General features: G+C 62.7%; 19 protein-coding genes. 7 read left to right on the forward strand and 12 right to left on the reverse strand.

Annotation, left to right across the window (positions count from 1 at the left end; genetic code table 11):
- The first annotated feature begins 71 nt into the window (after nucleotides 1-71).
- The gene (locus LMG28727_RS02090; protein ID WP_201640642.1) at nucleotides 72-2,009 is read left to right on the forward strand and encodes a SurA N-terminal domain-containing protein; all 1,938 of its coding nucleotides are present in this window, start codon (nucleotides 72-74) and stop codon (nucleotides 2,007-2,009) included.
- Nucleotides 2,010-2,163: 154 nt separating this feature from the next.
- Here LMG28727_RS02090 and LMG28727_RS02095 read toward each other — a convergent pair whose 3' ends face one another.
- Both LMG28727_RS02095 and LMG28727_RS02100 read right to left on the reverse strand, forming a co-directional pair.
- Entirely contained in the window at nucleotides 2,164-2,508 is a 345-nt protein-coding gene (locus LMG28727_RS02095; protein WP_201640643.1) for a hypothetical protein, read from the reverse strand.
- Between the two features lie 118 nt (nucleotides 2,509-2,626).
- On the reverse strand, nucleotides 2,627-3,331 hold the full coding sequence (locus LMG28727_RS02100) for an arylesterase (RefSeq protein ID WP_201640644.1): 705 nt from the start codon (nucleotides 3,329-3,331) through the stop codon (nucleotides 2,627-2,629).
- Here LMG28727_RS02100 and LMG28727_RS02105 point away from each other — a divergent pair.
- Nucleotides 3,330-4,016 (forward strand): ABC transporter ATP-binding protein, encoded by a 687-nt coding sequence (locus LMG28727_RS02105; RefSeq protein WP_201640645.1) that lies wholly within the window; start codon nucleotides 3,330-3,332, stop codon nucleotides 4,014-4,016. The genes LMG28727_RS02100 and LMG28727_RS02105 overlap by 2 nt on opposite strands.
- Nucleotides 4,017-4,133: 117 nt before the next feature.
- On the opposite strand, the gene pgi is transcribed toward LMG28727_RS02105, so the two are convergent.
- From pgi to LMG28727_RS02120, 3 genes are all read right to left on the reverse strand, one after another.
- A complete protein-coding gene (gene pgi / locus LMG28727_RS02110) occupies nucleotides 4,134-5,756 on the reverse strand; it encodes a glucose-6-phosphate isomerase (RefSeq protein WP_201640646.1) in 1,623 nt (540 codons plus the stop codon).
- Nucleotides 5,757-6,061: 305 nt separating this feature from the next.
- Entirely contained in the window at nucleotides 6,062-7,663 is a 1,602-nt protein-coding gene (locus tag LMG28727_RS02115; RefSeq protein ID WP_201640647.1) for an NAD(P)H-hydrate dehydratase, read from the reverse strand.
- A 248-nt stretch (nucleotides 7,664-7,911) separates the two neighbouring features.
- Nucleotides 7,912-9,210, reverse strand: coding sequence for an FAD-dependent oxidoreductase (locus tag LMG28727_RS02120; RefSeq protein ID WP_201640648.1), 1,299 nt, complete (start codon nucleotides 9,208-9,210; stop codon nucleotides 7,912-7,914).
- Between the two features lie 303 nt (nucleotides 9,211-9,513).
- Between LMG28727_RS02120 and purL the strand changes: the two genes are divergently transcribed.
- On the forward strand, nucleotides 9,514-13,605 hold the full coding sequence (gene purL / locus LMG28727_RS02125; RefSeq protein ID WP_201640649.1) for a phosphoribosylformylglycinamidine synthase: 4,092 nt from the start codon (nucleotides 9,514-9,516) through the stop codon (nucleotides 13,603-13,605).
- Nucleotides 13,606-13,967: 362 nt separating this feature from the next.
- Here purL and LMG28727_RS02130 read toward each other — a convergent pair whose 3' ends face one another.
- The 5 genes from LMG28727_RS02130 to LMG28727_RS02150 all read right to left on the reverse strand — a co-directional run bounded on the left by LMG28727_RS02130 (nucleotide 13,968) and on the right by LMG28727_RS02150 (nucleotide 18,055).
- Nucleotides 13,968-14,747 carry a peptidylprolyl isomerase gene (locus LMG28727_RS02130; protein WP_201640650.1) on the reverse strand — a complete coding sequence of 260 codons (780 nt, stop codon included), beginning with the start codon at nucleotides 14,745-14,747 and terminating at the stop codon, nucleotides 13,968-13,970.
- A gap of 9 nt (nucleotides 14,748-14,756) precedes the next feature.
- Nucleotides 14,757-15,068, reverse strand: coding sequence for a BolA family protein (locus tag LMG28727_RS02135; RefSeq protein ID WP_201640651.1), 312 nt, complete (start codon nucleotides 15,066-15,068; stop codon nucleotides 14,757-14,759).
- Nucleotide 15,069: 1 nt separating this feature from the next.
- A complete protein-coding gene (locus tag LMG28727_RS02140; RefSeq protein ID WP_201640652.1) occupies nucleotides 15,070-15,600 on the reverse strand; it encodes a septation protein A in 531 nt (176 codons plus the stop codon).
- A 365-nt stretch (nucleotides 15,601-15,965) separates the two neighbouring features.
- Complete coding sequence (gene msrB / locus LMG28727_RS02145) at nucleotides 15,966-16,388, reverse strand: peptide-methionine (R)-S-oxide reductase MsrB (RefSeq protein WP_201640653.1); 423 nt, start codon at nucleotides 16,386-16,388, stop codon at nucleotides 15,966-15,968.
- 110 nt (nucleotides 16,389-16,498) lie between these two features.
- Nucleotides 16,499-18,055, reverse strand: a complete 1,557-nt coding sequence (locus tag LMG28727_RS02150) for a protein adenylyltransferase SelO (RefSeq protein WP_201640654.1) — start codon at nucleotides 18,053-18,055, stop codon at nucleotides 16,499-16,501.
- A gap of 202 nt (nucleotides 18,056-18,257) precedes the next feature.
- On the opposite strand from LMG28727_RS02150, the gene LMG28727_RS02155 reads away from it, so the two are divergent.
- From LMG28727_RS02155 to LMG28727_RS02165, 3 genes are all read left to right on the forward strand, one after another.
- Nucleotides 18,258-19,934, forward strand: a complete 1,677-nt coding sequence (locus LMG28727_RS02155; protein ID WP_201640655.1) for a 3-(methylthio)propionyl-CoA ligase — start codon at nucleotides 18,258-18,260, stop codon at nucleotides 19,932-19,934.
- Nucleotides 19,935-20,103: 169 nt separating this feature from the next.
- Complete coding sequence (locus LMG28727_RS02160; RefSeq protein WP_201640656.1) at nucleotides 20,104-22,194, forward strand: 3-hydroxyacyl-CoA dehydrogenase NAD-binding domain-containing protein; 2,091 nt, start codon at nucleotides 20,104-20,106, stop codon at nucleotides 22,192-22,194.
- Nucleotides 22,195-22,468: 274 nt separating this feature from the next.
- The gene (locus LMG28727_RS02165; RefSeq protein ID WP_201640657.1) at nucleotides 22,469-23,647 is read left to right on the forward strand and encodes an acetyl-CoA C-acyltransferase; all 1,179 of its coding nucleotides are present in this window, start codon (nucleotides 22,469-22,471) and stop codon (nucleotides 23,645-23,647) included.
- A gap of 141 nt (nucleotides 23,648-23,788) precedes the next feature.
- On the opposite strand, the gene LMG28727_RS02170 is transcribed toward LMG28727_RS02165, so the two are convergent.
- Together LMG28727_RS02170 and LMG28727_RS02175 are read right to left on the reverse strand one after the other, a co-directional pair.
- Complete coding sequence (locus tag LMG28727_RS02170; protein ID WP_201640658.1) at nucleotides 23,789-24,301, reverse strand: LEA type 2 family protein; 513 nt, start codon at nucleotides 24,299-24,301, stop codon at nucleotides 23,789-23,791.
- 67 nt (nucleotides 24,302-24,368) lie between these two features.
- Nucleotides 24,369-24,761, reverse strand: coding sequence for a hypothetical protein (locus LMG28727_RS02175; RefSeq protein ID WP_201640659.1), 393 nt, complete (start codon nucleotides 24,759-24,761; stop codon nucleotides 24,369-24,371).
- A gap of 186 nt (nucleotides 24,762-24,947) precedes the next feature.
- On the opposite strand from LMG28727_RS02175, the gene LMG28727_RS02180 reads away from it, so the two are divergent.
- Nucleotides 24,948-26,450, forward strand: a complete 1,503-nt coding sequence (locus LMG28727_RS02180; RefSeq protein ID WP_201640660.1) for an aminotransferase-like domain-containing protein — start codon at nucleotides 24,948-24,950, stop codon at nucleotides 26,448-26,450.
- The last annotated feature ends 92 nt before the right edge of the window (nucleotides 26,451-26,542 follow it).

Here is a 26,542-nt window from a genome sequence, read left to right on the forward strand (position 1 = left end):
GAACTCCGGTTCGCCTTTTTTATTGCCCGCTGTTGTAAGATCGGGCGTTCTGTTTTTGGCACCCCTCACGCATGCTCGATTTTTTCCGTAATCACAAACGCCTGATGATGTTCATGCTCATCCTCGTCATTGTGCCGGGGTTGGGTTTTGTGGGTATTCAAGGTTTCCGCGGCTTCTTCGACGAAAGTGCAAACGTCGCAAGCGTCAACGGTCACAAGATCACTCGCGCAGAGTACGACGACGCGATGCGTCAGCAACTCGACCGTGCCCGTCAGATGCTTGGCGCGCAGTTCGACATGAAATCGTTCGATACGCCGCAACGTCGCCGCGACATGCTCGACGGTCTGATCGAGCAGCGTGTACTGGCCGATGAAACGCAACGTTTGCATCTGACCGCATCCGACGACGCAGTGCGTCGCGTGCTGCTGAACGATCCGGTGATCTCATCGCTGAAGAATCCTGATGGATCGATCGACGTCGACCGCTACAAGCAATTGCTCGCCATGCAGGGCATGACGCCTGATCAGTACGACGAACGTGTGCGCTACAGCCTTGCTACGCAGCAACTGCCGGCAAGCATTCAGGGCAGTGCTTTCACGTCGAAAACCCTCGCGCAGCAACTGACCGCACTGGCCGAACAGCAGCGCGAAGTGCAAGGCATTGCGTTCCATCCGCGCGACTACGCGACGAAGGTGCAGCCGACCGACGCGCAAGTGCAGGCGTATTACGACGCTCATAAAAGCGAGTTCGCGACGCCGGCCACGGCCACTATCCAGTACCTGGTGATGTCGCCGGCTACCTTGGGTGCCGCCGCGCAACCGAGCGACGCCGATCTGAAGAAGTACTACGACGACAACATCGCGCACTTCCGTACGGACGGCGAGGTGCGTGCGAGCCACATCCTGATTTCGGCGCCCAAAGATGCGAGCGCGGCCGACAAGGCCAAGGCGAAGCAGAAAGCCGAGGAGTTGCTCGCTCAGGTCAAGGCCCATCCGGATCAATTCGCGCAGATCGCTCAGCAGAACTCGCAGGATCCGGGTTCGGCATCGAAGGGCGGGGATCTGGGTTACTTCGGCCGAGGCATGATCGCAGGTGGTCAGGCATTTGACGACGCAGCGTTCGCGTTGAAGAAGGATGAAATCAGCGGCATCGTTCAGTCCGACTTTGGTTTCCACATCGTCAAGGTGACGGACGTGAAGCCTGCCGTCACGAAGCCGTTTGACGAAGTGAAAGACCAGATCGCGAAAGATCTGAAGACGCAACTGGCAGGCAAGGCATTCACTGACGATTCGGAGGGCTTCACGTCGATCGTCTACGAAAAGGCAAAGAGCCTGCAGCCGGCCGCCGATAAGTACAAGCTGCAACTGCAAACCGCCACGGTCACGCCGCAGCCGGATCCGAAGTTGCCGGCTGACAGCCCGCTGAACAATGCGAAGTTCCTCGCGGCGGTGTTTGCGAATGACTCGGTGCAGGCGCGCAATAACACGCAGGCTATCGACGTTGGCGGCAACACGCTGATCGCCGCACGCGTGACCGACTACAAGCCGGCAACGGTGCCGCCGCTCGACGCGATCAAAGATGCAGTCCGTCAGAAGGTGATCGCGGCTCAGTCGGACGAAGCGGCGCACAAGGACGGTATCGCGAAGCTTGCCGAGTTTGAAAAATCGAAGGCGACGACGGGCTTCTCTTCGCCGCTGAAGGTTTCGCGCAATGACGCGCAGGGTGTACCGCCTGCCGCATTGAGTGCAATCTACAAAGCCGATGCGCAAAAATTGCCTGCTTACGTGGGCGTGGATCTCGGTGATGACGGCTATGCGATCTATCGCGTGAACTCGGTTGTAGCAGGTGCGCCGATCGATCCGAATCGTCTGACGGCTGCGCAGCAGCAGATCGCGCAGGTGGCATCGCAGTCTGAAGTCGAGGCGTACGTGCAGGCGCTGCGTGAGCGTTCGAAGATCAAGTTCTACGGCTCGCTCGACAGCAGCAGTAACGCGCAAGGCAACGACTAATCGTCGTCAGCACTTGAAAGACTGGCCGCAGAGCACCGCGAGCCGGTACAAAAAAAGCCCCGCAATTGCGGGGCTTTTTCGTTTGCCGATCGCGCGGATCATCCGCGGATCATCAAACGGCCTGTTGCTACGCATCCAAGCGTTGCGTCAGATGTTAAAGGCAGCCGCTGATTGCGCCGCTTGCCTCACCACTCGCACCACCGCTCCCTGCGCGGAAACCGACCCAGGTGCCCTTGCCGGTGTTCGACGGGCGCACCACAGCTGCTGCGCCGTTAGGCGGTTGCTGACCCGGGACAAACACGTCCATGGCCTGGTCGTTGGCCAGGGTGTTTTGCGTGACGACCTGCTGTTGTGAACCGTCAGCCCATTTCTGCGCGATGCAGGTGGCAACGGCCTTCGGCGGTTGCTGGCTTTGACCGACGGATTGCACGCCAGCAGGCGGTTGAGCGGCGCAGGCAGAAATTGCCACGGTCAAAGCGATTAACGGTAGGTATTTCACGTTATCTCCTCGGAAGTCGCTCTAAAATCGAGCCGGGTTACACGGGATAGGAAAGTGTCAGAACAAACTTGCCGATCCGCGTTCCCAAAGTTCTGGAAACAAGTTGTTAGCAATCTTTTCAGTGCGGCGAACTTGTACGAAGGAGTGGCTGGACTGCGGGCCACACGTTGTTGAGTAGCACTGGCTGTGCCTGCTGGGTCGGATGGATCTGGTCCGCCTGGAACATCTCCGGCTTGTCCGCGATACCGGCAAGCAGGAACGGGACGAGCGGCACCCGCAATTCCTTCGACAGATCGCCGTACAGTCCGTGGAACTTTTGTGTGTAGTCGGGGCCGTAATTGGGCGGCACATACATACCCACCAGCACGACCTTGGCATGACCTTGCTGCGCCTGCTCGATGATCGTGCGCAGGTTGTCTTCGGTGGTGGAGAGCGGTACACCGCGCAACGCGTCGTTGGCGCCGAGTTCGACGATCACGATGCTTGGCTTGAGCCGCTGCATCAGGGCGGGCAAGCGTGCCCGTCCGCCGCTCGTGGTGTCGCCGCTGATGCTTGCATTGGCAACGCTATAATCGATTCGCTTATCGGACAGACGCTGGCGCATCAACGCAACCCAGCCGGTGTCGCGAGGCAGGCCGTATTCGGCGGAGATGCTGTCGCCGAGTACGACGATCACCGGTCGGGCAGGCTCTGGCGCGTTGGTGGCCTGAGCGGCGATGGGCATCGAAAAGAGGGCTGCGGCCATCACGGTCGAGCCGAATGCTGTAGACAGCGCCACGGCGCGCGGGGCTATGGCGAGCACTTTCAACCTACGCTTCACCATGCTAAACAAAACTGATCCAGTCATTGAAGTGCGGGGTTTGTGCAAGAAGGTTAAGGATGCAACGGGCGAACTGACGATTCTCGACGACATCGATCTTGCCATCGATGCCGGCAGCAGTGTGGCGATCGTCGGTGCATCCGGGTCGGGCAAGTCTACGCTGCTTGGCTTGCTCGCAGGATTGGACAGCGCGAGTTCGGGGTCGGTTCGGTTGCTGGGCCGCGAGCTCGGCGAACTCGACGAGGACGGGCGGGCTGCATTACGCAGCGGCTCGGTCGGCTTCGTATTCCAGTCGTTTCAACTGATGCCGCATCTGACCGCACTCGAGAACGTCACGTTGCCGCTCGAACTGCAAGGCGGTGTCGGCACGCGCGAGGCGGCAGAGCGGGCGCGTGGTCTGCTTGAACAGGTCGGGTTGGGGCAGCGTACCGGACACTATCCGAAGTTGCTGTCGGGTGGCGAGCAACAACGCGTGGCGCTGGCTCGGGCCTTCGTCACGCATCCGGCCATCCTGTTCGCCGACGAGCCCACCGGCAGTCTCGATGCCGCAACGGGTCATGCCGTGATCGATCTGATGTTCGAGATGAACCGCGCGAACGGTGCTACGTTGATTCTCGTCACCCACGACATCGAACTGGCGCGTCGTTGCGACAAGACGGTGACGATCGACGCAGGGCGCATTGCGTGATCTAACGCAATGGCCAAACATCGTTGATGTAAAAAAAAAGCGGGCCACGAGGGCCCGCTTTTTTGTGCATTTTTTGTTCCTGCCAGCAACTGCCGGCATCGGCTAACTATGCGTTGCTCACTTCTTCAACGCCGCCCGCGCCCGCGCGATCAACGCCGAGGTCGACGAATCGTGCTTCTTTTCGTCGACGCTCGCTGCGGTCAGATCGGCCTCGACGACCTTGCCGAGAATCTTGCCGAGTTCGACGCCCCATTGATCGAACGGGTTGATGTTCCACACCGACGCCTGCACTAGCACCTTGTGTTCATACAACGCGATCAGCGCGCCGAGCGAGCGGGCGGTGAGCGCCTCGAGGATCAACGTGGCAGTCGGCCGGTTGCCCGGGAAGGTCAGATGCGGCGCGAGTTCAGGCTTGTCCGGCCCCGCCACTTTCTTCGCTTCTTCAAGCGTGCGGCCGAGCATCAACGCCTCGCTCTGCGCGAAACAGTTAGCCAGCAGCTTCGGATGATGACTGACCAGCGGATGCTCCGGCGTCAGCACCGCGACGAAGTCGATTGGGACAATGGTCGGCCCCTGATGCAGCATCTGGAAGAACGCATGCTGGCCGTTCGTGCCCGGCTCACCCCACGTCACTGCCGAAGTCGGATAGTCGACAAATGCACCGTCGAGCCGTGCCGACTTGCCGTTGCTCTCCATCTCCAGTTGTTGCAGATACGACGGCAGGAAATGCAGCGCTTCCGAATACGGCGCGACCAGATAGCTTTGCGAGCCAAAGAAGTTGCGATACCAGATACCGATCATGCCGAGCAGCACGGGCAAGTTCTTCTCGAGCGGCGCGTCGCGGAAATGCTGGTCCATGTCGTTCGCGCCGGCGAGCAGTTCGTCGAACTGTTTCGGGCCGACCGAGATCATGATGGACAGGCCGACCGCCGACCACAGCGAGTAGCGGCCACCAACCCAGTCCCACATCTCGAACACGTTCTCTTTCGCAATGCCGAATTTGACGACTTCGGCCGGGTTCGCCGACACGCCGACAAAGTGTTTCGCCAGCGCGCTTTCCGGGCAGCCTTTCTCGACGAACCAGTCGCGCAGCGAGCGCGCGTTGGTCATCGTTTCGAGCGTCGTGAAAGTCTTGGAGACGATGATCGCGAGCGTTTCCTCGGGATCGATCTTCTGCATCACGTTGTACAGATCGGCGCCGTCCACGTTCGACACGAAGTGCGTGGTGATCTCCGGCGAGGCCAGATGATGCAGCGCGTGCACGACCATCTTCGGCCCGAGATCCGAGCCGCCGATGCCGATGTTCACCACATAGCGGATCCGCTTGCCGGTATAGCCGGTCCATGCGCCGCTGCGCACCTGGTCGGCGAACGCGGCCATCTTCGCGCGCTCGGCCTTGATCTCGGCATGGAACGGCGCTTTCGGACCGGTTGCGCGCAATGCGGTGTGCAGTGCGGCGCGGCCTTCGGTCGGGTTGACGACCTCGCCCGCGAACATCGCGTCGCGGCGCTTTTCGACGCCGGCTTCGCGCGCGAGTTGCACGAGCAGTTTCAGGGTTTCATCGGTGATGCGGTGCTTCGAGAAATCGGCCGCGAGTCCGCCGCCCGCGAACGCGAAGCGCTCGGCACGGGTAGGGGCGGGGTCGTTCTCGGGGGCGAACCAATCGCGCATGTGCGCATCGCGAATCTTCTCGTAATGCGTTTGCAGCGAGGACCAGGTGGGGAGCGAGTTCTGGGTCATAGCGTCCGTCTAACCAGGGGGCACGAAGAAAGGCCGCGCGTGAAGCGCTGCCGAGGATGATGCAACGATGCTGTTAGAACGATGCCACGCTGCCGGGTTCTGCTTCGCGAGACGCGGTGAGGTTTCAACGGACACTTGACGGTTCAGAGAGTCGCCCGGCTCCGGTTGAAAGTTCACCGCTGCCCGCGATCCGATTGCAACCCGGCACGCAGCGCAGTTACCCAGTATAGCGGCGATGCATGACAGGCTGCTTGGGTTTGGGCATCCAGTGCAAAAGTTGGGACGCGGATTGCATCAAACCGGCATCAAATGGACGTCGCCGGGTAGAACAGCCGGTTCAGTAAGGTCCGCACCATTGGCGCCAGTTCGCCAGCCGTCAGGCCGGCCGGACCATGGCCTTGCGCGGTGAGAGTGTCGGCGGCGAGGCCGTGCAGGAAGACGCCTGCCAGCGCCGCCTCGTAACGCGGCAAATGCTGCGCAAGCAATGCGCCGATGATGCCGCCCAGCACGTCACCGGTGCCCCCGGTGGCGAGTGCCGCATTGCCGGTCGGGTTGATCGCGAGACGGCCGTCGGGCGCGGCGATGATCGTGCCGGTGCCTTTCAGTACCACGACGCTTGCGAAGCGCGCGGCGAGCGCGCGGGCCGCGCTGAGCCGGTCGCGCTGCACGGTCGGCGCGTCGCTGCCGAGCAGGCGCGCGGCTTCGAGCGGATGCGGCGTCAGGATGCACGGATCGCCCTGCACCCCGCGCGCGGTCACTTCGGCCGCGAGCGAGGGGTCTTTGGCGATCAGGTTCAGTGCGTCGGCATCGAACAGTTTGGGCACATCGAGTGGCAGCACGTCGTGCATGACGCGCGTCGCGCGGTCCCGGTGACCCATCCCGCAACCGACGGCAAGCGCATCCATCGAATCGAGCGGCAGGTCGTCGATGGCATGCAGCATGAGCTCCGGGTGCGGCGGATCGTAAGGCGGAGCGCCTTCGCCCAGCAGCGCGACATGCACCTTGCCCGCGCCGGTATACAGCGCCGCGCGCGACGCGAGGATCGGCGCGCCGCACATGCCGGTGTCGCCGCCGACCACCGCGAGGCTGCCGAACGTGCCTTTGTTAGTCGCAAAATCGCGCGGCGGCAGGAACGCGCTGAACAGCTCGGGCGCGTTCAGCTGGACCGCTGTGCGCGTGCTGATGTCGACGCCGATCGGCGCGACGGTCACCTGGCCGGCAAGGTCGCGCCCTTGTGCGGTGAACAGCCCCGGCTTCGCGCCGATGAAGGTGATCGTGTGAGTCGCACAGACCGCGACGCCGTCGCCGTTGCCGTTCCCGCTACCCACCACCGTGCCGGTGTCGCTGTCGAGTCCGCTCGGGACGTCGAGCGCGAGAACGCCGCCTTTGCGGGGCGCTGTTTTAGCGCGTTGCGACAACTGCCGCGCGACGCTCGCAAACACACCGTCGAGGGGACGCGTCAGGCCGATGCCGAACATGCCGTCCACCAGCCAGCGGAAGCCGTCCAGCGACGCGGGCGGCGCCGACGTGATCGGCACACCCGCGGCGCGGGCCGTATCGAGCGCCCAGCGGGCGTCGTCGGGTTTCACTTCGACCGGCATGCACAACTCGACGGCGATGCCCGCGTTGTGCAACGCGGTCGCCAGAATCAACGCGTCGCCGCCGTTGTTGCCGGGGCCGGCGATCAGCCAGACACGCTGCTTCGATTTTTCGATCGATGTGTCGCGAGTGATCTGCTCATGCAGAAAGCTCGCGGCCGATTCGCCGGCGCGGCCCATCAGCGTGTGCTTCGGCAGCGCGGCTTGGGCCTGCGATTCGGCGATTCGCAGATCGGTTAGCGACAGCAGCGGCAGCGCCCGACGATGCGGGTTGATGAGGGTAGGGGGCGTGTGGTCGGCGTCTGTCATGGCGAGGCCCGGCGTTTCGCGTTGTTGCGACGCGCGGAAGCAAAGGAAGTCGCTATGTTAGTGCCGATACGCGCGCGATGCGCGTATGTTTGCGGCGCGCTTCAGTACGGGCGCGCCATTTGAAGCGGGGTTTCCGATGACGTAGTTGACGTCACGGGAGGAGTTTGTCTGCAATTGACCAACCATGAAAACCTGCCGGTTTTCATGGTCGCCAAAGCTGAAACTAGAACCGCGGACTTTACTGAAACCTACTGAAACCGGTCCGCCCGAAGCGCAGCCAGCGTATCGGCCGGCAAGTCGGACGGCTGGCCCGAAATCAGGTCGGCGACCAGTTTGCCTGCGCCGCAGGCCAGCCCCCAGCCCGCCGGACCATGCCCGAGATTGACGAACAGACGTGGATGCAACGCGTTGCCGATCACCGGCAAACCATCCGGCGACAGCAGCTTGACGCCTTCCCACGGCAGCGCCGCCGAAATCCGCGCCGCGCCCGGAATCCAGTCGTGCGTGGCCTGGCCGAGCAGCGCCAGCGCTTCCTTCGTGACCGCTTCGCCCAACGGTTTGTCGATCTGGCCGGCGCTTTGCAGCACTGCACCGCCCGCAATCCGCAGCCGATGATTCATCCGGCTGATGCCGATCCGCTTCACCGCGTCGACGATGGCCACATGGGGCGCGCATTCCTCATGGGCGATCGGCGCGACCAGCGTATGCAGCCGCAGCGGATGCAGCGGCAGCCGCAACCCGAGCCGTTCGAGCAGCGCAAGGCTGCCGTAACCGGCCGCCACCACCACCGCATCGGCATGAATCACGTCGACTTCGCGTGAACGGGCATCCGAACCCGGACGCGGCGCCAGTTCCACCGACGCGCGCTGGCCCTCCAGCCGGATCGCCGACACTTCACAGCCGAGCATGAATTGCACGCCGCCTTGCGCGTCGAGTGTCTGTTTGATGAGTTTGGCGAACAGTGGACAGTTGGCCGTGCGTTCCTGGTCGAACAGCACGCCGCCGGCAAATTCCGGCTCGGTGCGCACCGAATGCTCGAACGCCGCACATTCGGCCGGCGTCAGCACGTGATGCGGGACTTCGTACTGGCGCAGCAATTCGAGCGCGGGCTGGGTCTGTTCCCATTCGTGCTGCGAGCGCACCAGATAAAGCACGCCGCCCGACTGTTCGAATTCGAGGCCGAAACGCGCTTCGACATCGGCCAGTGCGTCGCGCGATGCTTCGATCAGCGGACGCAGCAAGCCGTACTGGCGGCTGAACGCGTCCGGTTCCTGCAAAGCGGCCAACTGTTTGACGAACTGACGCGCCTGCCCATTGAAGCCGGTCTTGCTGATCACGCCGTTCTTTGCGTTCTGCCGGCTCGCCATGAAGGTCGGGCCGAACCAGACGTCGAGCGGGGTGGGCAGGACCGTGCCGCCGTGCCCGTAGGTCGCGCCTTGCGCGACGGTGGCGTGGCGCTCGACGACGCATACCCGGTGGCCGGCCGCGCGCAGGTGATAAGCGGTAGCGGCGCCTGCTATTCCGCCGCCAATGACGATGACATCCATGTTCTGATTCGAGTTGCCGACGGGACGCCAACGTGGCGTATCCGTTCTGGCGTGACATGCGGCGCTGCCTGGCATAACCCGGGCCGCTCGCGCCGATCTGGTGAAAGGGCGAATGATAGCAGTCAAACCGCTGGCGCGGCCACGCGGGCGCCGCATCGCCGCCGTCCTGCAAGATGGGCCGAAGCCGCACTGTCAGGCCCGCTGGAAGCCTGTTCCCGGGGTATAATCCCGGACTTCCTTTCCGCCTCACGTCGCCTGTATGTTCGAGTCTGCGGCATCGCAGAGCGACGCAACGTCAAGTCCATGGCCCACTTCTCGTGTTTCCCCGGCGCTTCGGCCCTTTCCGATTTCCGTCAAACCCGCCTGCTCGACACGCTCACGCGCATCGATCCCAACATTACGGGCGTACGCGGTCAATTCCTGCATTTCGTCAATGCGCAAACCCCGCTCTCCGCTGAAGACAACGCGAAGATCGAAGCGCTGATGCACTACGGCGATCCGCTCGAAGAAACCAAAGAGCGCGGTTCGGTCGAAACTTTCCTCGTGGTGCCTCGTTTCGGCACGCTGTCGCCGTGGGCCAGCAAGGCAACCGACATCGCGCACCTGTGCAACCTCACGAACGTGCGCCGTATCGAGCGCGGCGTCGAGTACACGGTGACGCTGAAAAGCGGGCTGCTGGGCGGCAAGAAGGCATTGTCGGACGAAGCCCGCGCAGCGGTTGCCGCCGCGCTGCACGACCGCATGACCGAAAGCGTCGCGCCGTCGCGTGATCATGCGCTGCATCTGTTCGACGAACTGCCGGCCAAGCCGCTGCAAACCGTCGACGTGCTGGTTCATGGCCGTGGCGCGCTCGAAGCCGCCAACACGGAGCTGGGCCTCGCGCTCGCCGACGACGAAATCGACTACCTGGTCGACGCGTTCACGAAGCTGGGCCGCAATCCGACCGACGTCGAACTGATGATGTTCGCGCAGGCCAACAGCGAGCACTGCCGCCACAAGATTTTCAATGCCGACTGGACTATCGACGGCGAGAAGCAGGACATCTCGCTGTTCAACATGATCCGCAACACCGAGAAGCTGAATCCGCAAGGCACGATCGTCGCGTATTCGGACAACTCGGCGATCATGGCGGGCGGCATGGCCGAACGCTGGTTCCCGCGCACGCCGGAGCAACTTGGCGCGAGCGAATTGCCGGAACACTATCGCCGCAACGTCGAGCTCACGCACACGTTGATGAAGGTGGAAACGCACAATCACCCGACCGCGATCTCGCCGTTCCCGGGCGCCGCAACCGGCGCGGGCGGTGAAATCCGCGACGAAGGCGCGACCGGCCGTGGCGCGCGTCCGAAGGCGGGTCTCGCTGGCTTCACGGTGTCGAATCTGGAACTGCCGGACGGCGTCGAGGCATGGGAAAACGCGCGCGACGCTGCGCAGCCGCTCGGCCACCGCAATCCGGCTGACAAATTCGAAGCGTATGGGCGTCCCGACCGTATCGCGTCGCCGTTGCAGATCATGATCGACGGCCCGCTCGGCGGCGCTGCGTTCAATAACGAGTTCGGCCGGCCGAATCTGGGTGGCTATTTCCGCGCGTACGAACAGAATGTCGCGGGCCTCGTGCGCGGTTATCACAAGCCGATCATGATTGCCGGCGGTATCGGCAACATCTCGGACCAGCACACGCATAAACACGATCTGCCGGAAGGCTCGCTGCTGATCCAGATTGGCGGTCCGGGCATGCGCATCGGCATGGGCGGCGGTGCGGCCAGCTCGATGGCCACCGGCACGAACACCGCAGAACTCGACTTCGACTCGGTTCAGCGTGGCAATCCGGAAATCGAGCGGCGCGCGCAGGAAGTCATCAACGCGTGCTGGCAACTCGGCGACAAGAACCCGATTCTGAGCATTCACGACGTCGGCGCGGGCGGTTTGTCGAACGCGTTTCCCGAAGTGGTGGATGGCGCGAGCAAGGGCGCGGTGTTCGATCTGCGCAAGATCCAGCTGGAAGAAAGCGGTTTGTCGCCGCGCGAAATCTGGTCGAACGAAGCGCAAGAACGTTATGTGCTGGCGATCGCGCCGGCCGATCTGCCGGCCTTCGAAGCGATGTGCAAGCGCGAGCGCTGCCCGTTCGCGGTGATCGGCACGGCTACCGCCGAGCGTCAACTGAAGCTGATCGACTCCGAGCAGAAAGACAACGCGCACGAGCCCGTCGACATGCCAATGGAAGTGCTGCTCGGCAAGGCGCCGCGCATGCATCGCGACGTGAAGCGCGTCGAGCAGAAGCTCGAACCGGTCGACGTCACCCATATCGCGTTGCCGGAAGTGGCGGTGAGCGTGCTGCGTCATCCGACGGTGGCGAGCAAGTCGTTCCTGATCACGATCGGCGACCGCTCGGTGGGCGGCACGACCGCGCGCGACCAGATGGTCGGTCCGTGGCAGGTGCCGGTGGCCGACGTCGCGATCACGACGATGGACTACGCGGGCTTCACCGGCGAAGCGATGACGATGGCCGAGCGCACGCCGCTCGCCGTCATCAACGCACCGGCGTCGGGCCGCATGGCGGTTGGCGAGGCGATCACGAATATCGCGGCGGCGCCGATCGCGTCGCTCGACAAGCTGAAGTTGTCGGCGAACTGGATGGCTGCCTGCGGCGCACCGGGTGAAGACGCGGCGCTGTACGACACGGTGAAAGCCATCGGCATGGAACTGTGCCCGGCGCTCGGCATCAGCATTCCGGTCGGCAAGGACTCGCTGTCGATGCGCACCAAGTGGGAAGACCGTGGCGTCGCGAAGGAAGTCGTCGCGCCGGTCTCGCTGATCATCTCGGCGTTCGCGCCTGTCGAAGACGTGCGTCAGCATCTCACGCCGCAACTGCGGCGCACGAACGGCACAGACGGCGTAGGCGACACCGTGCTGATCGCCATCGATCTCGGCCGCGGCAAGCATCGTCTGGGCGGCAGTATCCTCGCGCAGGTGACGCAGCAGGTCGGCGACACGGTGCCCGATGTCGACGATCCGGAAGACGTGAAGCGCTTCTTCAACGCAATCCAGTCGCTGAACAACGACGGCAAGCTGCTGGCGTACCACGACCGTTCAGACGGCGGCCTGTGGGCGACGGTGTGCGAAATGGCGTTTGCGGGTCACGTCGGCGTGTCGCTGAACGTCGACATGCTGGTGCTCGATCCGCATCACGAATCCGATTACGGCGACGCGAAAGACTGGGCGAAGCAGACCAGCGGCCGTCGCGAAGATCGCACGATCCGCGCGCTGTTCAACGAAGAACTCGGTGGCGTGATTCAGGTGCGCGCAGCGGACCGCGACGTAGTGCTCGGCGCATTGCGCGAGCATGGCCTGTCGGCGTGCTCGCATGTGATCGGCAAGACCAACGAGCGTGACACGATCGAAATCTATCGCGACGCGAAAAAGATTTACGAAGCGCCGCGCGCCGATTTGCATCGCACGTGGAGCGAAGTGAGCTGGCGAATCGCGCGTCTGCGTGACAACCCGGCTTGCGCCGACGCCGAATACGACACGCTGCTCGACGCGGCCGATCCGGGCATCACGCCGGTTTTGAGCTTCGATCCGGCTGAAGACGTTGCTGCGCCGTTCGTCGGCAAGAGCGCGCGTCCGCGTGTCGCGATTCTGCGCGAGCAGGGCGTGAACTCGCACCTCGAAACGGCCTATGCATTCGACCGCGCCGGTTTCGACGCGCACGACGTGCACATGAGCGATCTGTTGTCGGGTCGCGCGAATCTGGCTGACTTTGCCGGTGCGGTGGCGTGCGGCGGTTTCTCGTACGGCGACACGCTCGGTGCAGGCGAAGGCTGGGCGAAGACGATCCGCTTCAATTCGCAACTCGCCGACATGTTCGCCGAATTCTTCGGCCGCGACGACACGTTTGCGCTCGGCATCTGCAATGGTTGCCAGATGATGAGCAGCCTCGCGTCGATGATCCCGGGTGCGGAAGCCTGGCCGAAATTCACGCGCAACAAGTCGGAGAAATTCGAAGCGCGTTTCTCGCTGGTCGAAGTGCAGGCGTCGCCGTCGATCTTCTTCGCCGGCATGGAAGGCTCGCGCATTCCGGTGGCGATCGCGCACGGCGAAGGTTACGCAGACTTTTCGCAGCAGGGCGATGCGTCGAAGGCGGCGGTGGCGATGCGTTATATCGACCACCGTGGTCAGGCGACCGAACAGTATCCGTTCAACCCGAATGGCTCGCCGGACGGCATCACGTCGGTCACTACCGGCGACGGCCGCTTCACGGTGCTGATGCCGCACACCGAGCGCGTGCATCGCGCAGTGCAGATGAGCTGGCATCCGGAAGGCTGGGGCACGGGCAGCACGGACGCAAGCCCGTGGTTGCGTGTGTTCCAGAACGCGCGTCGCTGGCTGGGTTGATTGGCGCACGGTTGCCGCTTTGATGAGCGGTGGCCTTGTTGTACTTGCTGTACCGCGCGGCGCACTTTCCACTTGCTCCGCGCAACGCGAACAAACCTACAGCATCAAAAAAAGCTGCCCTCGGGCAGCTTTTTTATTTCTGAAATTCCAGCCGCGATAGAAGTAGCGATTCAAAACACCGCTCCACGCGCTTCTGGCTTATCTGCGGGAGCGGCGTCGCTGTGCCCGCGCTTCGCATTTCGCACCTCGCACTCCCACGCTCCCACGCTCATCTAGCCGGCAGCAACAAAAAAGCCGCCCAAGGGCGGCTTCTCTGCATGTCAATTTTCATCAACCCAAGCGGTACTTAAACAACCCACCGCTTATTGAATCTTCGCGTTCTTACGCAGACCTTCTTCAAACGCTTGCAGCTTTTCCTGCTGGATCTGCTGAACGATCTGCGGACGAACCTGCTCAAGCGGCGGCGGCGTCACAGCGCGTACGTCGTCGACGCGGATGATGTGCCAGCCGAATTGCGTATGCACCGGCGCGTCGGTCATCTGGCCTTTCTGCAGCTTCTCGGCCGCAGCCGCGAATTCAGGCACATAAGCCTTCGGGTCCGACCAGTCGAGGTCGCCGCCGTTCTTGCCCGATCCCGGGTCCTTCGAATATTGCTTGGCCAGATCTTCGAAGCTTGCGCCAGCCTTGATCTTTGCGATCAGGTCTTTGGCCTGCTGTTCGTTGTCGACCAGAATATGGTGCAGGTGATATTCCTTGCCGCCCGCATCTTTGATCAACGAGTTGTAGCGCGCGGTGACTTCCGCGTCGCTCGGCTGGTTGTTCTTCACGAAGTCTTCGATCAGCGCGCGCAGCACGACGGTTTGTTGTGCAACGGCGATTTGCGCCTTGATGTCCGGACGATTTGGCAGGCCGCGGCGCAGCGCTTCCTGCATCAGGATCTGGCGGTTCACCAGCTCTTCGCGCACTGCCATTTGCAGTTGCGGCGTATTTTGCTGGCCTTGATGAACCAACTGATCGATCAATGCATCGGCTTGTGCTTTCGGAATCGGCGTGCCGTTCACGACAGCGATGTTCTGTGCAAATGCAGGTGCGGCTGCACATGCAGCCAGCAATACCCAAAGGCGGGTTTTCTTCAAGGTCATCGGAAGTTCCTAGCGGGGCAACAAAGCAAATTCTTCGGGCGTATACGCCGTGATGGCAAGGGCATGAATGCCGCGCTGCATGGCATCGGCCAGCGCATCATACACCATGCGATGCCGTGCTACGCGGGGCTTTCCGGCAAACGCGACCGCCACGATCGTGACACTAAAGTGACCGCCCGCCGACGCGCCGGCGTGGCCCGCGTGCTGTGCGCTGTCGTCGGTGATCTGGATCGACGCGACCGGCGCGAGCGCGGCGGTGAGGCGCGCTTCGATCAGCGCGGCGCGTTCAGCCGTAGTGGCGTGCATGAAAATATCGGTCATCTCATTCTTCCTTCATGTACTTCGACAGCCACAAACTCTGCCCGACGATGAACACCAGCAGGCAGCCGGTTGCGCCGAACAGCTTGAAATTGACCCACTGGTCGGTCGTGTAGTGATACGCGACGAACAGATTGACGAGCCCGAGCAATACGAAAAACGCTGCCCAGATCAGGCTCAACTTGCTCCAGATGGCGTGCGGCAGTGTGATCTGCTTGCCCATCATCGCTTCGATCAGATTCTTGTTGAAGGCCGTTTGCGACACCACCAGCGCGACGGAAAACGCCCAGTACAGCACGGTCGGTTTCCACTTGATGAAGGTGTCGTTGTGCAGCACGAGCGTCGCGCCGCCGAAGATGGTGACGACGCCGAGACTCACCCACAGCATCGGGTCGACCTTGCGGTGGCGGAAGGCCACCCACGCGATCTGCACCAGCGTGGCGACGATCGCCACTGCCGTCGCCGTGAAAATGCCCCAGAGCTTGAAGGCGACGAAGAACAGGATGATCGGGAACAGATCGAACAGGAATTTCATTATCTGGTCGGGAAATCGGAGAGTGAGTCGGAGAGTGAGGACGCAGTGCGAAGCGCCCGGTAGTGTACGCCGCGTGGGTTCGACGCGGCAGGCTGTTGGCGATAAACGGTGCCGGGTGCAGCCTGTCGCGTACTCATCGGGCGTCGGTCATTCGGAGCGGGCCAGCGTGGGTTCGCCGTTCCGCCACAAGCGGCGTGCGGCACAAAAAGCCCGCCAAAGCCGCCTGGACCCAGCGAAACAAAGCGGAATAAAGCGAAACACAGCGCAAGCCGCTCGCCAGCCACTCGCAAACCGCAGCAGGCAGGATGAAGGGTCACGTGCCCAGTAGGCCCCTCATCACCGACGTCTTCCAGCCACGCGTCGCGTTACTTGGGCTCGAATTGTAACGCAGCCGAATTGATGCAGTAACGCAGGCCGGTTGGCGCAGGGCCGTCTTCGAACACATGACCCAGGTGGGCGCCGCAGTTCTTGCATTGCACCTCGATGCGCAGCATGCCGTGTGCACGATCGGTTTTTTCGGCAATCACTTCGCCGTTGATCGGCTTGAAGTAGCTTGGCCAGCCACAGCCTGCATCGAACTTGGTGTCGGATTCGAACAGCGGCGTGCCGCAGCATACGCAGTCGTAAATGCCGCGGTCCCAGTGATCGTGATAGCGGCCCGTGAACGGGCGTTCGGTGGCCGCATGGCGGGTCACCTGATACTCGACGTCGGAAAGCTGCTTGCGCCACTCGGCGTCGTCTTTCTGCACGGCGGGTGCATCGGTCTTGAGGTCTTCGGGCTTGTTCATGGTTGGGTTCCTGTCTCGGGCTTGTTTTGGGGACGGCTCATTGGTCAGGCTTCATTCATGCCGGGCCGCGCCGGATGCGTGCGTCTGGCGGGCTGGGCGGCTTGCGCGCATCACGACGAGCAACTGACTTCCAGCGAACTCGCCCAGTCTGGCGGCAGCCCCGCATACGCTTCATGCTCGGGTTGCTCGTCGAACGGGCGGCGCAGCACCGCGGCGAGGCGCTCCACTTCGGAAAAATCCTTCTCTTTCGCGTGACGGATCGCCGTTTCCGCGAGGTGATTGCGAAGTACGAATTTGGGGTTCACCGCGTTCATTGCAATGGCGCGCGCGGCGTCGTCGCGTGTTTCGTGGGACAAACGCGCGCGATAGTCGTTCGCCCATGCGTCGAACGCGGCGCGGTCGAGGAACAGGTCGCGCACCGGCGCATCGCCGCTCGCGTCGTGCTTCGACATGCGCGCGAGATGGCGGAACGTCAGCGTGAAATCGGCGCGGTTCGCGTGCATCACTTCGAACAGGCGGTTGACCAGCGTGTCGTCGCCGTCGCGCTCGAGGTCTAGCCCGAGCTTCGCGCGCATCCGGCGTTCCAGCGCGGGCGCAAAGCGGGCCTTGAAACCGCCGAGCACACGCTGTGCATCTTCAATCGACTTGTCGCCGCGCACGCTTTCTTCATGCTGTTCGCCGAGTAGCGGCAGTAAGCCTTGGGCGAGACAGAACAGATTCCAGTACGCAATTTGCGGTTGCATCTTGTACGAGTAACGGCCTTGCGAATCGGAATGATTGCAGATGTAGCCGGCGTCGAAGCCGTCCATGAAACCGAACGGACCGTAGTCGATCGTCAAACCGAGGATCGACATGTTGTCGGTGTTCATCACGCCGTGGCAGAAGCCGACCGCCTGCCACTCGACCATCAGGTCGGCGGTGGACGTGACTGCTTCGCCAAGCAGCGCGAGATACGGATCTTCCGCGTCGCGGCAATGCGGATAAAAACGCTCGATCACGTGATCGGCGAGCGCGCGCAGTGCGTCGGTCCGATCGTTCGAATAGAAGTGTTCGAAGTGGCCGAAGCGCACGAAACTCGGCGACACGCGGGTGACCACGGCAGCCGTTTCGACGGTTTCGCGGCGTACCGGCTGATCGGAGCCGATCACGCACAACGCGCGGGTAGTCGGAATGCCGAGATGATGCATCGCCTCCGAACACAGATATTCGCGGATCGACGAACGCAACACCGCGCGGCCATCGCCCATGCGCGAATAGGGCGTGCGCCCAGCGCCTTTGAGTTGCAGCTCGAAACGCTGCCCGGCATGTTCGATTTCGCCGAGGCCGAGCGCGCGGCCGTCGCCGAGTTGTCCGGCCCATACGCCGAACTGGTGGCCCGAATAGACCGACGCGTAGGGCAGTTTGTCCGCTGCCCATTCACGCGTGAGGTTGCCGGAGAACAGCTCGGCAAAGCCTGGATCGTGCTGAATGTCGGCGTCGAGACCGAGCAGCGCGGCGGTCTCCGCGGAAAAACCGACCATGTAAGGTGCGGGTAACGGCGCCGCTGGCAGGCGCGTCAGAAACGCGCTGCCGAGCTGCGCAAACCCGCTCGCGGACGATGCAGTCAACGCGTTGGAAAGATCCGCTACCGCTTCGGATAACCCTGCAATGCTTGGGGAAAACGACATATTGAGCGCCTCTGGATTAACCGATATTGTAAGTCCGCGCCTGCGGAGCTGCTGGCCAGCCTGTTGACGCTGTCGTAACGATCTTTCGCCGGCCTTGAAGCGGTGTCCGGCGGCGCATCCCGACGCGTCCACGCAAGTCCTCACGGCTCCCGGCCCGAATCCAACCTGAGCGAAACAGAACAAGCCGAGGAGACCCTGTTTTATGACGACGCCGCTGCTGGGCCAGATGATGGACGTGCCGCTAACCGTGTCCTCGTTGCTCGCGCATGCCGCGCGGCATTTCGGCAGTAGCGAAATCGTGTCGCGGCGCATTGAAGGCGATCTGCATCGCTATACCTACCGGGACTGCGAAAAGCGCGCGAAGCAGCTCGCGCAGGCGCTCATCGCGCTCGGTGTCGAACCCGGCGAGCGGGTCGCGACGCTCGCGTGGAACGGCTACCGGCATCTGGAAGCGTATTACGGCACGGCCGGTTTCGGCTCGGTGTGCCATACGATCAACCCACGGCTTTTTCCCGATCAGATCGCCTACATCGTCAATCATGCAGACGACGCGTACGTGCTGTTCGACGCAACCTTCGCGCCGCTGGTCGACTGCCTCGCGCCGCAATGTCCGAAAGTGCGCGGCTGGATCGCGCTGACCGACGAAGCGCATCTGCCGTCGATGCAAACGCCGGTGCTCTGCTACGAAAGGTTGCTCGACGCGCAGGACGGCCATTTCGACTGGCCGGCTATCGACGAGCGTCAGGCGTCTTACCTTTGCTATACGTCCGGCACCACCGGCAATCCGAAGGGCGCGCTGTATTCGCATCGCTCGACGGTGCTGCACGCGTTCGGCGCGGCGTTACCCGATGCGATGTGCCTGTCTGCGCGCGACGCGATCCTGCCGGTCGTGCCGATGTTCCATGTGAACGCGTGGGGCGCGCCGCACGCGGCGCCGCTGACCGGCGCGAAGCTGGTGCTGCCCGGTAAGGATCTCGACGGCAAATCGCTTTATGAACTGATGGAAAGCGAGGGCGTCACGTTTTCAGCGGGCGTGCCGACCGTATGGCTCGGCTTGCTGAACTACATGCGCGAAGCGGGCGTGAAGTTTTCGACGCTCAACCGCACGGTGATCGGCGGCTCCGCGTGTCCGCCGGCCATGCTGCGCACCTTTGAAGACGACTACGGCATCCAGGTGATCCATGCATGGGGCATGACCGAAATGTCGCCGCTCGGCACGCTGTCTAAACTGACGTGGGAGCAGAGCCAGCGGCCGCTTGCCGAGCAACGCAAATCGCTCGAAAAGCAGGGCCATGTGCTCTATGGCGTCGATATGAAAATCGTCGGCGAAGATGGGCGTGAATTGCCGTGGGACGGTGTCGCGTTCGGCGATCTGCATGTGCGCGGGCCGTGGGTGATCGACCGGTATTTCCGCAAGGACGAGTCGCCGCTGGTGGACGGCTGGTTTCCGACCGGCGACGTCGCGACCATCGACGCCGACAGTTTTCTGCACATCACCGACCGCTCAAAAGACGTGATCAAATCCGGCGGCGAGTGGATCAGTTCGATCGACGTCGAGAATGTCGCGATTGCTCATCCGGCGGTGGCGGAGGCGGCGTGTATCGCATGCGCGCATCCGAAGTGGACCGAGCGTCCGCTGCTGGTGGTCGTCAAGCGTCCGGGCTTCGACGTGACGCGTGAAGAACTGCTCGCGTTCTACGACGGCAAGGTGGCGAAATGGTGGATTCCCGACGACGTCGCCTTCGTCGACGAACTGCCGCACACGGCCACCGGCAAGCTGCAAAAACTCAGGCTGCGCGACATCTTCCGCAATCACGTGCTGCCTTCCGCGCTGGAAGACGAAAAGAACTGTCCGCTTGCCAGGGGAAACCCCGCCTAACGATAAATTGAACGAGCGTGCTTTTTTGTGTATTCTGCCTGCTGACCCCGGACAATCGGAAAGATGGACAATGAGTTGCGCCGCAGTTGAGTAACGCGCCAGCTCGATGAACCGGACAGGCGGCACGCAACGTGCCGCCTCATTGCATGGATCGCATGGAGGCAGGCAGATGGCAGTGGACTACACAACTCATGACGGCGTGGCCGTCATCACGCTGAACAATCCTCCCGTGAATGGCCTCGGCCTTTCGACGCGAGCGGGCATCGTCGACGGGATCGAGCGCGCGCAGAACGATCCGGCCATCAAGGCCATCGTGCTGACGGGCGCGGGCAAAGCCTTTTCGGGCGGCGCCGATATCACCGAATTCAATACGCCTAAAGCGACTCAGGAGCCGACGCTCGGCACGGTCATCAAGGTCGTCGAAGGCAGCGCAAAGCCCGTTATCGCGGCGATTCACAGTGTCGCGATGGGCGGCGGGCTGGAACTGGCGCTCGGCGCGCATTACCGGATCGCCGCTCCCGGCGCGCAGATCGCGCTGCCGGAAGTGAAGCTCGGCATCCTGCCGGGCGCGGGCGGCACGCAGCGTCTGCCGCGTGCAATCGGGCTCGAAGCGTCGTTGAACATGATCGTGTCGGGTGCGCCGGTGCTGTCGGAAAAGCTCGCCGACTCGGGTCTCTTCGACGAAGTCGTGCAAGGCGATCTGGCCGAAGCGGCGCTGGCGTTTGCACGCAAGGTCGGTGCGAAAACGGGCCCGCATCCGCGAGTGCGCGATCGCAAGATCGAGCATCCGAATGCGGCCGGTTTTATCCAGTTCGCACGCAATAGCGTCGCGGCCATCGCAAAGAATTTCCCGGCTCCGCAAAAGTGTATCGACGCGGTGGAAGCGGGCGTGCAGAACGGTTTCGACAAGGGTCTCGCATTCGAGCGTGAATGCTTCATGGCGCTCGTGCAGACGCCGGAAAGCCATGCGCTGCGTCACGCGTTCTTCGGCGAGCGTGCGGCGAGCAAGATTCCCGATGTGCCTGCCGATACGCCGGTGCGCGAGATCAGCAAAGTGGCCGTGATCGGCGCGGGCACGATGGGCGGCGGCATCGCGATGAACTTCATCAACGCGGGCATTCCGGTCACGCTGCTGGAAACGAAACAGGAAGCGCTCGACCGTGGCCTTGCGACGATCCGCAAGAACTACGAAGCCACGGTGAAAAAGGGCAAGCTCAAGCCCGAAGCGCTCGAACAGCGCATGGCGCTGCTCACGCCCACACTTTCATACGACGACCTCAAGCAGGCCGATCTGATCGTCGAAGCCGTGTTCGAAGAACTCGGCGTGAAGGAGCAGGTGTTCAAGCGGCTGGACGAAGTGGCGAAACCCGGTGCGATTCTCGCGTCGAACACGTCGACGCTCGATGTCGACAAGATCGCCGCATTCACGAAGCGTCCGCAAGACGTGGTCGGCATGCACTTCTTCAGCCCGGCCAACGTGATGAAGCTGCTTGAAGTCGTGCGTGGCAAGGCAACGTCGAAAGACGTGCTGGCCACTGTGATGAAGCTCGCGAAGAAGATCAGGAAGACGGCCGTGGTCTCGGGCGTTTGCGACGGTTTTATCGGCAACCGGATGATCGAGCAATACATCCGCCAGGCGCTGTTCATGCTCGAAGAAGGCGCATTGCCCGCGCAGATCGACAAGGCCATCGAGAAGTTCGGCTTCGCGATGGGTCCGTTCCGGATGAGCGATCTGGCCGGCAACGACATTGGCTGGGCGATTCGCAAGCGGCGCTATCAGGAGCATCCCGACATGCACTACTCGAAGGTCGCCGACCGTCTGTGCGAGATGGGGCGCTTCGGCCAGAAAACCGGTGCGGGATGGTACGACTACAAGGCGGGGGACCGCGCTGCGTATCCATCGAAAGTGGTCGACGAGATGATCGGCGAGTTCTCGAAAGATACCAACGCCGGGCGCCGCAAGATCAGCGACGAGGAAATCGTCGAACGCCTTGTTTTTTCGCTCGTCAACGAAGGCGCGAAGATTCTCGAAGAAGGCATTGCGTCGAAGGCGTCGGATATCGACATGGTCTATCTGACTGGCTACGGCTTCCCGCTTCATCGCGGCGGTCCGATGCTGTACGCGGACACAGTCGGCCTCTATAACGTCGAGCGCGCGATTCGCCGCTACGCATCGCGGGCGAATGGCGACGCGTGGAAGATCGCGCCGAGTATTGCGGAGCTGGCTGCGAAGGGCCGGGGTTTTAATACCAACGGTTGAGTACGCGACGGGCTACCCGATTGGAATGACTGAGGGGGTGCGTTGAGGTGTTTTGAGCGCACGGCGAACTGCTGGCGCGCGATGATCGATAGCTTGACGTACCGACTAATTTGTATGGGACGTGAGCAGGCGCTGAAGCGCTGACTTACGTTGGCATACGCGATGGTATGGGACGTGAGTAAGCGCTAAAGCGCTAACTCCCGTCGACATACACAATGGCATGGGACGGGAGTAAGCGCTGAAGCGCTAACTCCCGTCGACATAGGAGACATGCATGACTGATGCCGTAATCGTATCGACCGCCCGCACGGGGCTCGCCAAATCATGGCGCGGCGGTTTCAACATGACGCATGGCGCGACGCTAGGCGGCCACGTGACCCAGGCCGCCGTCGAGCGCGCGAAAATCGACCCGGCTCGCGTCGAGGACGTGATCATGGGTTGCGCGAATCCGGAAGGCGCGACAGGCATGAATATCGCGCGGCAGATCGCGCTGCGCGCGGGTCTGCCGGTCAGCGTGCCGGGCATGACAGTGAACCGCTTCTGTTCGTCGGGCTTGCAGACCATTGCGCTCGCCGCGCAACGCGTGATCGCCGGTGAGGGCGACGTGTTCGTCGCCGGCGGCGTGGAATCGATCTCGTGTGTGCAGAACGAAATGAACCGCCACATGATGACCGAAGGCTGGCTCAGCCAGAACAAGCCGGAAATCTACTGGTCGATGCTGCAGACCGCCGAAAACGTCGCGAAGCGCTATTCGATCTCGAAGGAACGCCAGGACGAATACGGCGTGCGCTCGCAACAGCGTGCGGCGGCCGCGCTCGAAGCCGGCAAGTTCAAAGACGAAATCGTTCCGTTGACCGTGCTCGCAGGTGTCGCCGACAAGGCGACCGGCCGTCTCTTCACGAAGGAAGTCACCGTCAGCGGCGACGAGGGCATTCGCGCCGACACGACGCTCGAAGGCGTGTCGAAGATTCGTACCGCGATGCCGGGTGGCGTCGTGACGGCAGGCAATGCGAGCCAGTTCTCGGATGGCGCGTCGGCCTGCGTCGTGATGAACGCGAAGGTCGCGGAGCAGGAAGGTCTGCAACCGCTCGGCATTTTCCGTGGCTTCGCAGTGGCGGGTTGCGAGCCGGACGAAATGGGCATCGGCCCGGTGTTCGCCGTGCCGAAACTGCTGAAGCAGGCCGGCCTGAAGGTCGAGGACATCGACCTGTGGGAACTGAACGAAGCGTTTGCCGTGCAGGTGCTGTATTGCGCGGACAAGCTCGGCATTCCGCATGACCGGCTCAATGTGAACGGCGGCGCGATTGCGGTCGGCCATCCGTATGGCGTGTCGGGCGCGCGCCTGACGGGCCATGCGCTGATCGAAGGCAAGCGGCGCGGCGCGAAACTCGTCGTCGTGACGATGTGTATCGGCGGCGGGCAGGGCGCGGCGGGATTGTTTGAAGTGGTGTGATCCAGCGCGCACGGCGGTGAAATCGGAAGGAGCGGGTGCCAGTGGTTCAACGTGATGACAGTGAACCGTGGCGCCCGTTTTTTAACCGCCTGTACGGCTACTGAGCTGCTACTGAGCGGCTACTACGCGACTAGTGCACACCTACTGCGAGCCAAGGCCCGCAACCGGCAGCTTCAAGGTTCCCTGATCGATGAATCGCGTGGTGCCGGTCAGGCCGTTGGCGAGCTTGCCGCGTAGCGTGTACGGAATTTGCCCCGATTCCATTGCGCCGGGTAACGCGAGCGCCTGGCGAACCACCGTGAACGCCGGCACGCTCAGCGGCACACTGATCACGGTCTCGCCAAAGCGCGGCACCGTGCCGCTCTGATCGCTGACGCCGCTGGCAAAGGGCTTGCCGTTCAGATCGAGATCGATCGAGATGCCGTTGAAGTTGACCGTGGAGTCGTTAGGATTCTGTACGCGCAGCTTGATGTTGAAGCGCATTTCGAGTCCCTGATTGTCGATCGGCTCGATACCGGCGACATTGACGCGCAGCGGGTCGCCGCCGAACAATCCGGCACACCCGTTGAGCGCGACGCAGACGAGCGCGCCGATCGCGACAAGACGGAAAACACGGGTGAAAGTACCGGACAGCAGCGCGCGAACGAAGGACATGACCGGCACCTCGAAGGAAGCGATTGGACATGCATTGTAGCTGCCGCGTGAACCTGGGCAGACGCGTTCAGGCGATGCGCCGCCGCTTCGCGTTGACGAGCGCCGCCAGACGATGCACAGCCTGATTGACGACCCGGCGGGCGACGTTTTCGGCGCGCGAAGTCTGCACGACGAACGCCACGCTACCGGGGCTGGCTGCGCTAATCGACACGACACCGCGTTGCGGTGTCACGAATTGCTCGCCTTCGTGCAGCGTGATCGACCTAAGCGGAACGGCGTTGCCGAGCCACGCAAGCGAATGATCGCGAAAGCTGAGTTGCAGGGTGCCTTCGGTGGCCACGATCGAGGTGCCGGCTTGCAGATCGCGCACGCTGATCTGGCCTGCGGCAATGCAGGACGGTGCAGTGGGTACAGCGTCGAATGGCAGGCCATCACAGGATTGGGATTGACGCACAGGCATGACCGGATTCCTTTAAACAGTTTTCATGTTTCATGTCACCCAGCTTATTGAGTCCACTCGCGTGAAAACAGCCACAGCTTTCGGTAATCTGAACCGGTACAGAAGTGCTTACCCGCATGCTGTATCGGTTGGAATCGTGCCGATCTGTATCTGTCGCGACATGCGCACTGCCCGCACCATCGGTTCATGAGCCAAGTCATCGTCAGCCACCAGGGCCAGTCTTTGGACCGCCCAACGGATACCCAGCCGCTTTACCGGCAACTGGCCGATCAGTATCGCCGCGCAATCGGCAACGGCGTGCTGCGTCCAGGCGACCGCATGCCGTCCATGCGCGCGTTCATGCAGCGCCACGGCGTGAGCCTCGCGACGGCGACCGAGAGTTATCGTGTGCTCGAACGCGCCGCGCTGATCGATGCACGGCCGCGCGCCGGCTATTTCGTGCGTGCACCGCAAACGGCAGCGTTGCCCGCGGCGTCCGAACCCGATCTGGCCATGCTGCCCGGTGCCGCCCAGTTCGTCGGCATTCACTCGGCCATTTCATCGATCGTGGCGACATTCCAGCGCTACCCGGACGCGCTCAATCTCGGTGGCGCGACCGCATCGTCCGATCTCTTTCCCACCGACGCGTTGCAGAAAGCCGCACTGCGCGCGTTGCGCAAGCGGCCCACGTTGCTGACCGCCGCCGGTCCCGATCAGGGCGATCCGGGCTTGCGCGCGATCATTGCGCGCCGTGCGCTGGAGGCCGGCATTCAGATCGCTTCTGACGACATCATCATGACTCACGGCGGCATCGAAGCCGTGAACCTCGCGTTGCGGGCGGTCACGCAGCCAGGCGACACCGTCGCGGTCGAATCGCCCTGTTTTTTCGGCTTGTTGCAGGTGCTCGAAAGCCTCGGTCTGCGCGCGCTGGAAATTCCAGCGAGTCCGACCACCGGCCTCTCGGTCGAAGCGCTGACGTTCGCGCTGCAAACGCATCCCGATCTCAAGGCTGTCATGGTCGTGCCGAATCTGCAAAATCCGCTCGGCAGTGTGATGCCCGATGCGCACAAGGCGAGTCTCGTCGAATTGTGCGCAGGTGCCGGCATCGCGCTCATCGAGGACGATCCGTATCGCGAACTGGTTGACGCCGCGCAGCCGCCCAGGTCGCTGAAGGCATGGGACACGGACGGCACCGTGATCCATTGCACGTCGTTCAACAAATCGCTCGCACCGGGTATGCGGGTGGGGTGGATCAACGGTGGCCGCTGGCATCCGCGCATCGGCATGCTGAAGTTCGCGCAATCGCGGCATAACGAGCAACTGTCGCAAGTGGTGCTGGCGGGGTTTCTGGAAACCAGCGCGTACGAACGCCATTTGCGGCGCCTGCGCGAGAGCTTGCGGATTCAGCGTGAGCGAATGGCCGCGGCGGTGGCAGCGTCGTTTCCCGACGGCACGCGCTTCACGCCGCCGCGCGGCGGGATGTTTTTCTGGATCGAGTTACCGCGCGAGGTGTCGTCGGCGGCCTTCTTCGAGGCGGCTCTCGCAGACGGTATTCGGGTGATGCCCGGCACTGTGTTTTCGAACGGTGGACGCTTCGATCATTTCATTCGGCTGAGTTGCCCGGATACCGATCTCGAGCGCGCGGATGAAGCAATCCGCAGGCTGGGGCGGCTCGCTACGCGGATGGCGGCGCATGCGTTCGTGCCATAGCGGGTATCATTTCCTGCTGCGCGTGGGTGTGAGCGAAGTACGCATCCACGCACTCTGAAGTTCAACGAATACGCTGGTGGTGCTGCACCTGC

The organism is Paraburkholderia metrosideri, from assembly GCF_904848625.1.
Classification (GTDB): Bacteria; Pseudomonadota; Gammaproteobacteria; order Burkholderiales; family Burkholderiaceae; genus Paraburkholderia; species Paraburkholderia metrosideri.

Bases quoted from the DNA above. Each gene is read 5' to 3' on its own strand.
- LMG28727_RS02115 (WP_201640647.1), bottom strand. From the start codon at position 7,663: ATGACAGACGCCGACCACACGCCCCCTACCCTCATCAACCCGCATCGT.
- LMG28727_RS02120 (WP_201640648.1), bottom strand. From the start codon at position 9,210: ATGGATGTCATCGTCATTGGCGGCGGAATAGCAGGCGCCGCTACCGCT.
- LMG28727_RS02155 (WP_201640655.1), top strand. From the start codon at position 18,258: ATGACGACGCCGCTGCTGGGCCAGATGATGGACGTGCCGCTAACCGTG.
- LMG28727_RS02175 (WP_201640659.1), bottom strand. From the start codon at position 24,761: ATGCCTGTGCGTCAATCCCAATCCTGTGATGGCCTGCCATTCGACGCT.
- LMG28727_RS02140 (WP_201640652.1), bottom strand. From the start codon at position 15,600: ATGAAATTCCTGTTCGATCTGTTCCCGATCATCCTGTTCTTCGTCGCC.
- LMG28727_RS02180 (WP_201640660.1), top strand. From the start codon at position 24,948: ATGAGCCAAGTCATCGTCAGCCACCAGGGCCAGTCTTTGGACCGCCCA.
- purL (WP_201640649.1), top strand. From the start codon at position 9,514: ATGGCCCACTTCTCGTGTTTCCCCGGCGCTTCGGCCCTTTCCGATTTC.
- LMG28727_RS02165 (WP_201640657.1), top strand. From the start codon at position 22,469: ATGACTGATGCCGTAATCGTATCGACCGCCCGCACGGGGCTCGCCAAA.
- LMG28727_RS02105 (WP_201640645.1), top strand. From the start codon at position 3,330: ATGCTAAACAAAACTGATCCAGTCATTGAAGTGCGGGGTTTGTGCAAG.
- msrB (WP_201640653.1), bottom strand. From the start codon at position 16,388: ATGAACAAGCCCGAAGACCTCAAGACCGATGCACCCGCCGTGCAGAAA.
- LMG28727_RS02135 (WP_201640651.1), bottom strand. From the start codon at position 15,068: ATGACCGATATTTTCATGCACGCCACTACGGCTGAACGCGCCGCGCTG.
- LMG28727_RS02100 (WP_201640644.1), bottom strand. From the start codon at position 3,331: ATGGTGAAGCGTAGGTTGAAAGTGCTCGCCATAGCCCCGCGCGCCGTG.
- LMG28727_RS02130 (WP_201640650.1), bottom strand. From the start codon at position 14,747: ATGACCTTGAAGAAAACCCGCCTTTGGGTATTGCTGGCTGCATGTGCA.
- LMG28727_RS02170 (WP_201640658.1), bottom strand. From the start codon at position 24,301: ATGTCCTTCGTTCGCGCGCTGCTGTCCGGTACTTTCACCCGTGTTTTC.
- LMG28727_RS02160 (WP_201640656.1), top strand. From the start codon at position 20,104: ATGGCAGTGGACTACACAACTCATGACGGCGTGGCCGTCATCACGCTG.
- LMG28727_RS02090 (WP_201640642.1), top strand. From the start codon at position 72: ATGCTCGATTTTTTCCGTAATCACAAACGCCTGATGATGTTCATGCTC.
- pgi (WP_201640646.1), bottom strand. From the start codon at position 5,756: ATGACCCAGAACTCGCTCCCCACCTGGTCCTCGCTGCAAACGCATTAC.
- LMG28727_RS02150 (WP_201640654.1), bottom strand. From the start codon at position 18,055: ATGTCGTTTTCCCCAAGCATTGCAGGGTTATCCGAAGCGGTAGCGGAT.